Source organism: Ruegeria sp. HKCCD6119, from assembly GCF_013110585.1.
Classification (GTDB): Bacteria; Pseudomonadota; Alphaproteobacteria; order Rhodobacterales; family Rhodobacteraceae; genus Ruegeria.
In genome coordinates this window covers 351000-363850 of sequence record NZ_WVQV01000001.1, presented here as the reverse complement: position 1 = coordinate 363850, position 12851 = coordinate 351000, and the positions used below count along the sequence as shown (strand labels likewise).

At 59.4% G+C, this 12851-nt stretch carries 13 protein-coding genes; 5 read left to right on the top strand and 8 right to left on the bottom strand.

Translation table 11 applies throughout. From position 1 onward, the window contains the following. Positions 1-39: 39 nt before the first annotated feature. Positions 40-1413 carry a LysM peptidoglycan-binding domain-containing protein gene (locus GS611_RS01835; protein ID WP_171631356.1) on the bottom strand — a complete coding sequence of 458 codons (1374 nt, stop codon included), beginning with the start codon at positions 1411-1413 and terminating at the stop codon, positions 40-42. Between the two features lie 127 nt (positions 1414-1540). On the opposite strand from GS611_RS01835, the gene GS611_RS01830 reads away from it, so the two are divergent. Next, a complete protein-coding gene (locus GS611_RS01830; RefSeq protein ID WP_171167536.1) occupies positions 1541-2092 on the top strand; it encodes a TIGR00730 family Rossman fold protein in 552 nt (183 codons plus the stop codon). 43 nt (positions 2093-2135) lie between these two features. Here GS611_RS01830 and GS611_RS01825 read toward each other — a convergent pair whose 3' ends face one another. From GS611_RS01825 to GS611_RS01815, 3 genes are all read right to left on the bottom strand, one after another. Further along, positions 2136-2597 carry a host attachment protein gene (locus GS611_RS01825; protein ID WP_171631353.1) on the bottom strand — a complete coding sequence of 154 codons (462 nt, stop codon included), beginning with the start codon at positions 2595-2597 and terminating at the stop codon, positions 2136-2138. A gap of 218 nt (positions 2598-2815) precedes the next feature. After that, a complete protein-coding gene (locus tag GS611_RS01820; protein ID WP_171631349.1) occupies positions 2816-3694 on the bottom strand; it encodes a metallophosphoesterase in 879 nt (292 codons plus the stop codon). Positions 3695-3698: 4 nt separating this feature from the next. Then, on the bottom strand, positions 3699-4298 hold the full coding sequence (locus GS611_RS01815) for a superoxide dismutase (RefSeq protein WP_171631347.1): 600 nt from the start codon (positions 4296-4298) through the stop codon (positions 3699-3701). Positions 4299-4398: 100 nt separating this feature from the next. Between GS611_RS01815 and GS611_RS01810 the strand changes: the two genes are divergently transcribed. Further along, a complete protein-coding gene (locus GS611_RS01810) occupies positions 4399-5160 on the top strand; it encodes an FkbM family methyltransferase (protein WP_171631344.1) in 762 nt (253 codons plus the stop codon). Positions 5161-5223: 63 nt separating this feature from the next. After that, complete coding sequence (locus GS611_RS01805; RefSeq protein ID WP_171631340.1) at positions 5224-5655, top strand: hypothetical protein; 432 nt, start codon at positions 5224-5226, stop codon at positions 5653-5655. Positions 5656-5689: 34 nt separating this feature from the next. On the opposite strand, the gene GS611_RS01800 is transcribed toward GS611_RS01805, so the two are convergent. The 4 genes from GS611_RS01800 to GS611_RS01785 form a co-directional block, all read right to left on the bottom strand. Then, complete coding sequence (locus GS611_RS01800; protein ID WP_171631338.1) at positions 5690-6256, bottom strand: sarcosine oxidase subunit gamma; 567 nt, start codon at positions 6254-6256, stop codon at positions 5690-5692. Next, positions 6249-9263 carry a sarcosine oxidase subunit alpha family protein gene (locus tag GS611_RS01795; RefSeq protein WP_171631335.1) on the bottom strand — a complete coding sequence of 1005 codons (3015 nt, stop codon included), beginning with the start codon at positions 9261-9263 and terminating at the stop codon, positions 6249-6251. The genes GS611_RS01800 and GS611_RS01795 overlap by 8 nt, the downstream gene beginning before the upstream one ends. A 67-nt stretch (positions 9264-9330) precedes the next feature. Then, positions 9331-9660 (bottom strand): sarcosine oxidase subunit delta, encoded by a 330-nt coding sequence (locus GS611_RS01790; RefSeq protein ID WP_171631333.1) that lies wholly within the window; start codon positions 9658-9660, stop codon positions 9331-9333. 75 nt (positions 9661-9735) lie between these two features. Continuing rightward, entirely contained in the window at positions 9736-10980 is a 1245-nt protein-coding gene (locus GS611_RS01785; protein WP_171205004.1) for a sarcosine oxidase subunit beta family protein, read from the bottom strand. A 176-nt stretch (positions 10981-11156) separates the two neighbouring features. Between GS611_RS01785 and ccmI the strand changes: the two genes are divergently transcribed. Next, positions 11157-12377, top strand: coding sequence for a c-type cytochrome biogenesis protein CcmI (gene ccmI / locus GS611_RS01780; RefSeq protein WP_171631330.1), 1221 nt, complete (start codon positions 11157-11159; stop codon positions 12375-12377). Beyond that, positions 12374-12838, top strand: coding sequence for a Holliday junction resolvase RuvX (gene ruvX / locus GS611_RS01775; RefSeq protein ID WP_171631328.1), 465 nt, complete (start codon positions 12374-12376; stop codon positions 12836-12838). The genes ccmI and ruvX overlap by 4 nt, the downstream gene beginning before the upstream one ends. The last annotated feature ends 13 nt before the right edge of the window (positions 12839-12851 follow it).

Below are 12851 nucleotides of genomic sequence, written 5' to 3'. Positions count from 1 at the left end.
CAGAGATTGACCCCGGCCCGCTTGGGCCAAAGGCGATGCTTATTCAGGTATGGTGAAGACCTGCCCCGGATAGATCAGATCCGGATCGCGGATCAGGTCGCGATTGGCCTCGAACAGCCGTACATACAGGACCCCGTCGCCAAACCGGTCGCGCGAGATGGCCCACAGCGTGTCGCCCCGTTGAACCGTAACCGAACGGATGGCAGCTGCTTCGCCCTGCGCGTTGGCCTGACTGGCCGCGACTGCGGCATCCAGAACTTCAACCGGCTCTCGCTTGAACGGGGTTTCGACCCGGCTGAGCACCGTCCCGTCCGTATTCACCGCGTCCACGCGCAGCGTGTAGACACCCGGATCAATCCCCTCCAGATCGCTGCGCCAGGATCCATCCTCTTTCGGGTCGAGATCGGCGATCAGGCGATTGTTCAGGTACAGTCGAACGGCTGCACCGTCCTGCACACGCCCCGTCAGCTGGACATTGCCGGTATCAGAGTACCCGATGGTATCCAGTGCGATCTGATCAGGGGGCGTATCCCGCACCACAGGCGGCTGCACCAGTTCAACCCCTTCTTCGCCGGACCGCAGCACCGCAATCTGCTGATCCGGTTCGGGTGACTGTGTCGACAAGTCGGCGGTTTGCGTTTCCTCGGCCTCCGGCACGGTGGTTTCGGTTCCGGTCACATCAGTTTCTGGCGCTGGAACTTCGGTCGCCGTTTCGGGCTCAACGTCTGCATCGGCTGTCGCGATCGTGGCGTCTTCGGCGTCTGCCGTCGTGTCCGGATCGGATGCTGGCGATTCTTCAGTTACAGGCGCTTCTTCGACCGGCTTTGGCAATGCCGCAATCAGATAGTCGTCGGACTGTGTGATCCGTTCGCCATCCTTGCTTTGCAGGACCAACCCCTGAGCCGCGTCGCTGAACGGGATCGAAACAAATTCGGCAAACTGGCCGCTGCCGTCCACGGTAAAGCTGTGCAGGGTTTCGCCGTTCAGCAGCACCTCGATCCGGCTGCCGGGCTCGGCATCGCCGGACAACAGCGCCGTGCCATCTGGCTCAACAAAAATCTGATCCAGGGCCGGAGGGGCCGCTGGCTGGGGCGCGATATCTTCCGTCTTGGCAACGGCGGTGTCCGCGTCAGAGGCGTCAGCCGTTTCACTAGTGTCCTCGGCAGGCTCGGTCGTGGGCACTTCATCCGCAGGAGCCGCCTGTTCAGCCACTTCCGGTTCCGAAACCTGCGCATCCTGCCCTACAGGTTCCGGGGCTACGGCAGTGGCGGTTTCCTGCGGGGCGCTCGGCTCGGGCGTTTTGGTGAAGACGCCGGACAGATACAATCCACCCGCGCCCAATATCGCAACAAGACCCGCAATCACCCCCCAGATGAAATTGCCCGAGCTTCCGTTTCCCGATTTGGCGTCCATTATTTTCCTTTCACTCCGCCGGGTAAAAGCTATGCGTTGAAAAGCTTTCCGACGGACAGTTGAGCCAATCTATCAATCCCGCTATCACGGGTCAAAACCCCTGACACAACCCCGGAGCCCCTCTTTGATGTCTCAGAAATCAGTCTGTGTGTACTGCGGGTCACGCAATGGAGCCGAGAAGGCTTATTCTGAAACTGCACGGCAGTTTGGCAGCCTGCTGGCGCAGGAAGGCTGGCGGCTGGTCTACGGAGCCGGAGATGTCGGTTTGATGGGTGAAGTGGCCCGCGCCGCGCAGAATGCCGGTGGTGAAACCTTCGGCGTCATTCCGGTGCATCTGGTCAAGCGCGAGGTCGGGAAGACGGATCTGACCCACTTCGTGATCACCGAGACAATGCACGAGCGCAAGAAGGTCATGATCATGAACGCCGACGCCGTCGTGGTTCTGCCGGGCGGTCCGGGGTCGCTGGACGAGCTGTTCGAAGCGCTGACATGGCGCCAGCTTGGCCTGCATGACAAGCCAATCGTCGTGGTCAATGTGAACGGCTATTGGGACGCGTTGCACACATTGTTGGATCAGGTGATCGGGCAAGGCTTTGCCGACACGTCTTTGGCGGATTTCATCACCTGGGTCGAAGACGCCGATACAGCCATGATCGCCCTGCGGGACAAGCTGACCTGAGGATGGGAAACCGTGCGGGCGGTTGAACCGACCGCCGTATTCATCAGGCAAGTCTGGCTTTGGGTTGCAGACTGAGGCGCACCACCTGCTCGACCTTGTGCAAAGGATGATTGGTCAGGGTCTTGTTGACCTCGGCCACGACCTTTCCCAGCACTTCGCTGTGTAACCGACGCCGCAACAGACCCAGAACATGGGGGCTGGCCACCAGAACCAGCCGATCATAGGCGCCTTTCAGCCCCTTGCGGTTCAACAGGTTCGCCAGATCCTGCACGAACAGAGATTTTGCGTGCGCCTTCCACGTGGGTTCTTCAATTGCCGATTTCTGTTTTGGTCCGCCGTCGTTGCGACGACCTGCGCGGTCCGTCGGTTTTCCGGTCGGGCCGTCTTGTTCTTCGACAGCGACGACGACAAAATTGGGATCGTCGGCATCGGTGATATTCTCCATCACCAGCGCTTTCTCTCCATCTGCAACAATAACCCAAGTTCCCTGTGTAAGTGCGACCATTGCGATCTCCTGATTAGGTTGTGTTCTGGGTATCCCTCGACCTGCTGGACATGCGGGTTCGTTGACGCACGAACAGTGCGCAGCCCGATCATTGTTTGAATTGATATGCAGTTTCTCCCTCTACCCTACAGAGATGTGTACTGGAAAACAGCAAACAAGATACCGTCACGCAGAAAGGGCACGTATCGGCGGGTTTTCACCGGCTGGTCATCAACCCTTTAGGCGGACATCTCGACAACGGTGATTTCGGGCGTCACGCCCAGACGAACCGGCAGGATCGAACAGCCGATACCGCCCGAAACGACCAGATCGCGCCCATTTTCGCGTACATGGCCATAGGCATAGCGATTGCCGAATTTCGATGGCACCACGGGCGACCAGCCGAACAGGCGCACTTGGCCACCATGTGTGTGCCCTGAAAGGGTCAAGGCCACCCGCCCGGGCACAGTGGGAAACACATCGGGCTCATGCGCCATCATCACAACCGGAGCGTCATCGGTGATCTGCGCCAGAGTACCTTCCAGATCGTCCAATCCTTGCGGCTTGCCGTTGCGCCAGATCGCCAGCTGATCTTCGAGACCGGCCAGCCAGATGCCCTGAGTTTCGAGTTTGATCGCGGCATTGGACAACACCGAAATTCCGTTCTGTTCCAGAATTTTGGCATAGCGATTGGGCCCGGACCCGCGCCGCTGTGCCGACCTGTCATCCCACCAGTCGTGATTGCCCAGAACGGCAAAGACACCATTCTTCGCCTCAAGCCCGGCAAGCACAGGGGCCAGGTCCTGCATCTTGACCGTGTCCGAGACACCTTTGTGGCTTGCAAAGAAATCACCCAACAGCAGGATCACGTCCGGAGCCAGCGCATTGGTTCGGCGGACCACCTGCCTTACGCGGTTCAGGCCGACATAGGGCTCGCCCACATGCATATCGGACAGTACGGCGATTCTGAGCGGCGGCGCTGTCCAGTCGTCCCGCTGAATGCGCCATTTGCGCACGCGCAGCCGAACCGCGGGTTCAATGATGAACCCGTAGGCGGCCGTGACAAGGCCTGCCAGCGTCGCCGCCAGCAGGCCCTTTATGAACCGACGTCGGTTCAATACGTTACATCCGCGATGCGACGTTTTCCCAGTTCACCAGATTGTCGAGGAAGTTCGACAGGTAGGCCGGGCGCTTGTTGCGGAAATCGATGTAGTAGGAGTGCTCCCAAACATCGCAACCCAGCAGCGCGGTTTGACCAAAGCACAGTGGGTTCACGCCATTCTCGGTCTTTGTGACGGCCAGCGAGCCATCGGCGTTCTTGACCAGCCACGCCCAGCCCGAACCGAACTGACCCGCACCGGCGGCACTGAATTGCGACTTGAATTCATCCACCGAACCGAAGCTTTCGGTCAGCGCCTTTTCCAGCTCGCCCGGCATCTTGTACTCGCCCGGTCCCATCATTTCCCAGAACTGGTTGTGGTTCCACAACTGGCTGATGTTGTTGAAGATACCGTTTTGTGCCACGGCGTTTGCGTCGTATGTACCAACGATGATCTCTTCCAGCGACTTGCCGTCCCATTCGGTGCCGGCGATCAGCTTGTTGCCGTTGTCGACATAGGCCTTGTGGTGCAGGTCGTGGTGATATTCCAACGTTTCCGCGGACATACCCTTGGCTGCCAGCGCGTCATGTGCATAAGGAAGATCAGGAAGTTCAAAAGCCATGTCGGCCCCCTGTTAAAATGTAAGTTGCGGTTCCCAAGGTTAAATGCTTTGGCAACCGCCGCAGGTCAAGGGGCGTAGCAAGAAAACCCGGAGGCAGGCGATGCTGACACAGGCGCGCAAGATGTTCTATCGCGCCCGCGGATATTATGCGGGCAATCTGAACGGCAAGCCGTTTCGTCTGGACCCGTACCATTCGAAATTCTGGCGCAAGGCCACTGCGGGCGCTTGGGAGCCTGAAACATTTGCAGTTCTTGACCGGTTCCTGTCCCCTCAAAGCGACTATCTGGACATCGGCGCGTGGATTGGCCCGACGGTGCTGTACGGTGCGCGAAGGGCACGGCATGTCTGGTGTTTTGAGCCTGACCCGACCGCGTTTCGGCATCTGGCATGGAATCTTGATCTGAACGGCATTCAGAACGTTTCGGCATTCGGGGTCGCCCTGTCAGATCGATTTGGCGTGGCACGCATGGCCTCTGTGCGCGGTGAACCCGGGGATTCCACCAGTTCGCTTCTGCACGACGGGGCGCATGGGTCTGATGCGCTGACGATCGCCTGGGACCAATTTGAGAAAACAAACGACCTGTCAAGGGTTTCGCTGGTCAAAATGGACATCGAGGGCGCGGAATTCATTGTTGCCCCCACTTTGTCCGCGTGGCTGAAGGAACGCCGCCCCGCCCTTCTTCTGTCTCTTCACGCACCTCTGCTTCCGGAAGACCAGAGGCACGAACGTGTCAGCGCATTGATGGATGAACTGGGTTATTACGCAAACCTGTCGGATGACAAGTCACAGCCTGTAGAGATTTCGGACTTGCTGACCGAAGATGGCCTGAGCCGTTTTCACACCGTTCTCTTGCATGGGTAGAACGTCTGGCATTTTTTTCTTCGTTCACGCGAGGTCCCGCTTGCGGCATTGAGGTGTGTCAGTTTGATTGCAGACACCAAGAATCATGCCCAAGTGGATAAAATGAAAAGACTTTTACCGATTGCAGTCGCCGCATTTCTTGCACATACCGCTGCGGCAGAAACGGTTACCTATCATTGCAAGATGACCAAACAGGACGCCCATGGCTGGATTGCGCCAGAGTATGCGTTCCGGATCGACCCCGCCGCATCTTCGGCGATGGCCGCCACTTCGTACCAGGATTGGGCCAAGGCAAAATTCAAAGACCGCGGCGCCAAGGGATATCGTATTATCTGGAATCTCGATCAGAAAATGGTTGCCGGCGGCAATGTCCGCGTTCGATATCAGGCGAACCTGAAAACAACCGACAATACGGTCGCCGTCCGCATGGCATTCGTTCAGGGAAATTTCGCGAACAAACCTTTCGGAGTCGGGACCTGTTCGACAGTCAAGTAAGAAAAAGCCCCGGATGAACCGGGGCTTTTTTTGTTCAGTAGATCCCAACCTCACTGCCGGGCTGTGCTGCCACCTTGAGCAGTTTGAACACGTAATCCGCAGCGGAACGGAAGCAGACCACGCGGAAGGTCTGTTCATCATCCATCCAAAAAGCACCAGCCACCTGCGCCAGACGCGTGCGGCGAATCTGGCCGGGCTGGAATGCATCCGCCGACAGATCGACGGGCGCGACCTTGCCCAGCACCTCTCTTGCGCTGGCACCAGAGACGCTGAAGACAGCACGGGCATCCGAGACATTGACCGCCAAAGCATGGGTGCCGCTCAGGGCACCGACCATGTTGGCCAGTTTGGCTTCGACCTCGGCATAAGGCACCAGAACCAGCAACTCGTCGGTCGACATCCAAGCCACGCCGGTATCGCCGGTCACAAGCACCTCGCGCTGACCCGGCACTTTCTGACCGGTTGCATCCTTGACGGCCTTGGCCAGCACCTTGTCGGACAGGTTGCCGCGCAGGGTAATCATGCCTTGCAGGCCGCATTCCTGGACCTTGGCGATGCCGTCATAGCTGGCGTGGTTCAATGCGCTGATGGGTTCAGACATTCTGCTTCTCCCCGTCCTTGTCATAAAAGATCGGGTCCACGATCTTGGCTTTGTAGGTTTTGCCGTCCGTGCCCGGGAACTCGACGATCTCGCCCATGCGGTCGGGGCCGTGTTTGATCAGCCCCATGGCGATCCCTTTGCCCAGATTGGCCGAGTAATATGTCGACGTCACACGGCCGATCATGTTGCGCTGACCGTTGGCATTGACGCCATCGCCCACCGCGTAAGCACCATCCGGCAGAACCGATCCGTCCACAGTCTCGAGACCGACCAGTTTCCAGCGCTCGGGATCCGCCATGTGGGTCCGCGAATGGGCGCGTTTGCCCAGATAATCCTCTTTCTTCTTGGACAGTGCCCAGTGCAGCCCCAGATCCTGCGGGATCACGGTGCCGTCGGTCTCGTCCCCGATCATGATAAAGCCCTTCTCGGCCCGCAGGATGTGCAGACATTCGGTTCCGTAAGGCATCACGCCGAACTCTTTTCCTGCTTCCATCAAGGCATCCCAGAACGCCTGCCCCTGGCTGGCCGGAACGGCGATTTCATAAGACAGCTCGCCTGAGAACGAAATGCGGTAGGCCCGGCAATCGAAGCCTCCGATCTTGCCATCGCGCCATTCCATGAAGGGCAGCGCCTCTTTGCTGACATCCATGCCGCCCAGCTTTTCAAGCACCTTGCGGGCATTGGGGCCGACCACGGCGACCTGCGCGTATTGCTCGGTCACGTTGGCGACATAGACTTTCCAGTCCCACCATTCGGTCTGAAGCCATTCTTCCATGTGACCATGGATACGCTCGGCCCCGCCGGTGGTGGTGTGGCACAGCCAGGTGTCTTCATCGATGCGGGCGACAACGCCGTCGTCGATCAGAAAGCCGTTTTCCGAACACATCAGGCCATAGCGGCATTTGCCGACCTTCAGCGTGGACATCATGTTGGTGTACAACATGTCCAGAAACTTGCCGGCATCCGGGCCTTTGACGATCAACTTGCCCAGCGTCGATGCATCCAGCAGGCCGAGGTTCTCGCGGGTGTTTTTCACCTCGCGATTCACCGCGTCATGCACGGATTCGCCGGGGCGGACATAGGCATAGGTCCGGCGCCAGTGGCCGACCGGCTCCCAATCGGCGCCGTTCCTGTCGTGCCAGTTGTGCATCGGTGTCCGACGGATCGGCTGAAAGACCTCACCCCGTGCCTCACCACCGATCGCACCCATCGAGATGGGCGTATAGGGCGGGCGGAAAGTGGTTGTCCCAACCTTGGGAATTTCGGATTCCAGAGCATCAGCAAGGATCGCCAATCCGTTGATGTTGCTCAACTTACCCTGATCGGTCGCCATGCCCAGCGTGGTATAGCGCTTGGTGTGTTCGACGCTTTCATACCCTTCGCGCGCGGCCAGTTGGACGTCTGAAACCTTGACGTCGTTCTGGAAATCCAGCCAGGATTTCATACGCAATTGAACTTCTGCATTTGCCGGCATCAGCCAGACCGCTTCCATCGGCGCTTCGGCGGTTGTGTCCCCTGCGGGCGCCTTGGTGTTCTTGGGCTTGAAGCCAGCCGCCTTGGCGGCCGCCTTACCGGCCGCATGGGCGTCTGTCAGAACATCCTGCAACGCCAGAGGGCCGTTGGACGCGCCAGCAGCAACAACGAACCCTTTGCCGTCTACCCCCAGCGGTGAACGCTCGGGATCCGGCCGGAAATGCGCGTTTGCCTCATCCCAGATCAGCTTGCCCCCGCAATGGGACCACATGTGCACGACCGGAGACCAGCCGCCGGACATGGCGACTGCATCCGCCTCAACTTCTTCACGCGCGCCGCCGACGCCTTCCTGATTGCAGATGGCTACCTTTTTGACGCGCTTGCCGCCTTTGACCTTGGCAATGGCTTTGCCCGGATCGACGCGGATACCCAACTGGCGGGCTTCTTCCGCCATAGGTCCGGCCGTTGCCCGGGCGTCAACAATGCGCAAAACATCCACACCTGCCTGTTTCAGGATAATCGCGGTACGATAGGCGTCGTCATTGTTGGTGGCGACGATGACACGTTCGCCCGGGGTAACCCCCCAGTTCACGACATAGTCGCGCATGGCCGATGCCAGCATCACACCCGGAACATCGTTGCCAGCAAAGGACAATGGTCTTTCAATTGCACCCGTTGCCGTTACAATTTGCTTGGCGCGAATGCGCCACAAACGATGGCGCGGGCCCTGCACGCCCGGCGTGTGGTCCGTCAGACGTTCGTATCCCAGCACATAACCATGGTCATAAACACCCGCTCCCATGCAGCGCGTGCGCATGATGACGTTGTCCATTGTTTCGAGTTCGGAAACCAATTGTTCCACGAACTTATCCACAGGCTCACCATCCACGGTGCCGCCGTCAACCGGCGCGCGACCTCCCCAATGCGCGGTCTGCTCGATCAGCAGGACCTTGGCACCGGATTGTGCCGCCGCCTTGGCTGCCTGCAAACCAGCCACACCGCCGCCGATCACCAGAACATCGGTAAAGGCGTAGAAATGTTCATAAGTGTCGGCATCCCGGTTGTCTTTGTCGGGCGCCTTGCCCAATCCCGCCGACTGCCGGATGAACGGTTCGTAGACGTGTTTCCAGAAGGGTTTGGGGTGGATGAACGTCTTGTAGTAGAAGCCGGCCGGCAGAAACCGGGCAAAGGCCGTGTTCACCGCACCGATATCATATTCAAGGCTTGGCCAATGGTTCTGTGAAATCGCGGTCAAGCCGTTGAACACCTCGGTCGTCGTGGCGCGCTGGTTCGGCTCGAACCGGTTGCCCTGCCCCAGGCCGACAAGCGCGTTCGGCTCTTCCGCGCCGCTGGCGACAACGCCGCGGGGACGGTGGTATTTGAACGACCGGCCAACCATCATCTGGTCATTGGCCAACAGGGCCGAGGCAAGCGTATCCCCCTCATAGCCCTGCATCGAGGTTCCGTTGAAGGTGAATGTGACCTTTTTCGACCGGTCAATCAGCCGGCCTTGTTTTGCGAGACGGGTGCTCATTGTGCGGACCTTTCGCATGTGGAGGCGTCAAAGCCTCCGGCGGGAGTATTATTGAAAAAATGAAGCATCAGGAGAACTCTCTCCACGTCCAGCCGGGCCGTTTGGCAGTGATGGCATCCTTGATGTCTTGCGGCGGTTCGGAGGTCTGAGCCGTGTAGGTTCCGAACACTTCGAGTGTCTGCGTGCAGCGCGCGGCGTGGAACCACTTGCCGCAACCATTGGCGTGCCGCCAGCGCTCGAAATGAACACCTTTCGGGTTTTCACGCATGAACAGATAGTCGTGGAATTCGTCATCGGACGAGCCCGGGCCGAAACGCTTCAGATGCGCTTCGCCACCGGCGGCCAGTTCGGATTCTTCGGCGTCTACGCCGCAATAGGGGCAATTCAGGATTAGCATGTTGTCATCCTTTTGGCGGTCGGTCAGCGCGGGGGCCGACCTGAATTCTGTTTTCTGGCACCTTCGGGAATCTCCCTAGTGCGCCACCCCGGCGGCCACGCTTTCGTCTATGAAGCGGCCTTCTTTAAAGCGGTCCATCGAGAAGGCTTCGGTCAGCGGTGAATGGCCCGTCGCCATCAACTGCGCCATCCCCCAGCCCGAGCCCGGAATCGCCTTGAAACCACCGGTGCCCCAGCCGCCATTGATAAAGCAGCCCTGCAACGGTGTTTTCGACAGGATGGGCGAGCGGTCACCGGTCATGTCCACGATCCCGCCCCACTGGCGCAGCATTTTCAGGCGCGAAATCATCGGGAAGGTTTCGACCAGCGCCCGCACCGTTTCCTCGATATGATGGAAAGACCCGCGCTGCGTGAAGTTGTTGAACCCGTCGGTTCCCCCGCCGATCACCATTTCGCCCTTGTCGGATTGCGACATATAGCCGTGGACTGTGTTCGCCATCACGACCACATCCATGCAGGGTTTGATGGGCTCGGACACCAGCGCCTGCAACGCGACGGCTTCCAGCGGCAGGCGGAAGCCCGCCATCTCGGCCAACTGACCCGAATGGCCGGCGACGACAATGCCCAGCTTATCACAATCAATGGCACCCTTGGTGGTATCGACCCCGACAACGCGCCCGTTGTCCGAGCGCACACCGGTGACTTCGCATTGCTGGATGATATCCATCCCCATCGCCGAACAGGCACGCGCATAGCCCCACGCCACCGCATCATGGCGCGCAGTGCCCCCGCGTTCCTGCCAAAGGCCGCCCAGAACCGGATACCGGGGACCATCCAGATTGATGATTGGCACCAGTTGCTTGACGCGTTCGGGGCCGATCCATTCCGTCTTCACACCTTGCAGCGCGTTGGCATGGGCCGTGCGCTGATAGCCGCGGATCTCGTGCTGGGTCTGCGCCAGCATGATGACACCGCGCGGGCTGAACATGATGTTGTAGTTCAATTCCTGGCTCAGGTCCTCGTAGAGGCTGCGCGCTTTCTCGTAGATCGCCGCCGACGGGTCTTGCAGATAGTTCGAACGGATGATCGTCGTGTTGCGACCGGTATTGCCGCCGCCCAGCCAGCCTTTTTCGATAACCGCGACATTCTGGATGCCATAGTTCTTGCCAAGGTAATACGCGGTCGCCAGACCATGACCGCCAGCACCAACGATGATGACGTCATAGCGCTTCTTGGGTTCGGGTGAGCGCCAGGCGCGCTCCCATCCGGTGTGATAGCGCAGAGCTTCCCGCGCCACAGCAAAGGCTGAATAGTGTTTCATGTGCGAATCCATCCGGTTCGGTGATTGGGCGCAGATATGCCGTGTGACGGCATTTTAACCCTGCCGTGCAACGCCGCAATATCGCACTATTGCGACATGTCGCTCATTCGCGGCCATTTGTCCCTTTTGTCGGACGCCTCACAGGTCTAAGTCAGGGCAGCATCCTCGGAGGGACCATGACGTTCTGGGTTCTGATTTTTCTTGTCGCGCTGCTGATCGCAGCTTTTCTCAGCTTTACCCTGCTGCGCAAACGCCGTGGGGATGAACCCGCGGCGGCATACGATCTGCGGGTTTATCGCGAACAGTTGGCCGGTGTGGACCGGGATCTGGCGCGCGGGGTCATTGGCGAGGCCGACGCCGAACGGGTGCGCACGGAAATTTCCCGTCGCATTCTGGCCGCAGATGATCAAATGAAGAAAGAGGGTGCCGGCGCCGGGCCATCTCGTGCGGTTTCGGTGTTGTCGATCCTGGCAATCTCGTTGCTTCTGATCGGTGGAGCGTTGGCGATGTATCATCGCACCGGGGCCGTGGGTTTGCCTGACATGCCGCTGACCGCACGGCTTGAACTGGCCAAGGAAGTGCGCGCCAACCGGCCATCCCAAAGCGCCGCGGAAGAACTGGCGACCCCACCTCGACCTGCGCAGCTGGAAGAAAGCTATGCCAACCTGCTGAAGCAGTTGCGGGAAACCGTTGCGAGCCGGCCGGACGATTTGCAGGGTCAGATGTTGCTGGCGCAACACGAGACGAATGCGGGCAACTTCAAGGATGGGTACACCGCGCAGCAAAAGGTGATAGAGCTGTCCGAAGACAGCGCCACGGCTGATACCTATGCGGACCTGGCTGAAATGATGATTCTGGCCGCAGGTGGGTATGTCTCACCCGAAGCGGAACAGGCGCTGATCGAAGCGTTGAACCGTGACCCCCGTCACGGCCCGGCGCGCTATTATTGGGGGCAGATGCTGGCTCAGATCGGGCGGCCGGACCTTGCCTATCGCATGTGGGTCGAAACGTTGCAGGATTCCCCCGCAGGTGCGCCCTGGGCCGAAGCAATTCGGGCTCAGATCGATGAACTGGCCTTTAGGGCCGGCGTTTTCAATGCACCGGATCTGAGCACCGCACCCGGCCCCAGCCAGGAAGACATGGCCGCCGCCGCAGAGCTGAGCCCCGAAGAGCGGCAGCAGATGATTCAGGGCATGGTGGACCAGCTGTCTGATCGGCTGGCGGCAGAGGGCGGATCCCCCGAGGAATGGGCCCGCCTGATCGCCGCCTTGGGCGTTCTTGGCCAGGGTCAGCGCGCCATCGATATTCGCGATGAGGCCATGGAAGTCTTTGCCGGCGATTCAGAGGCGTTGCAGATCATCGATGCGGCGGCCCTTCAAGCCGGGATCGCTCAATGATCCATGACGCTATCGAAGAATTTGCAGCAGCCTTGCAACCGATGAGTGCCCTGATGGGGCTGGACCTTGGGGAAAAGACAATCGGCGTCGCCGTGTCCGACCGGATGCGCGGTGTCGCCAGCCCGCTGGAAACGGTACGGCGCAAGAAATTCACGCTCGATTCCGCGCGCCTGATCGAAATTGTCACCGATCGCGAGATCGGGGGCATCTTGCTGGGCCTGCCCAAGAACATGGATGGCAGCGAAGGGCCAAGATGCCAGTCAACGCGGGCATTTGCGCGCAATTTGTCCCGCCTGACCGATCTGCCCATCGGGTTTTGGGACGAACGGCTTAGTACCGTTGCGGCAGAAAAAGCACTACTTGAGGCGGATACGACACGAAAACGTCGCGGACAGGTTATTGATCACGTTGCGGCCAGCTATATCTTGCAAGGCGCGCTGGACAGGCTGCGCTTTTTGTAACGGGTCGGAGACC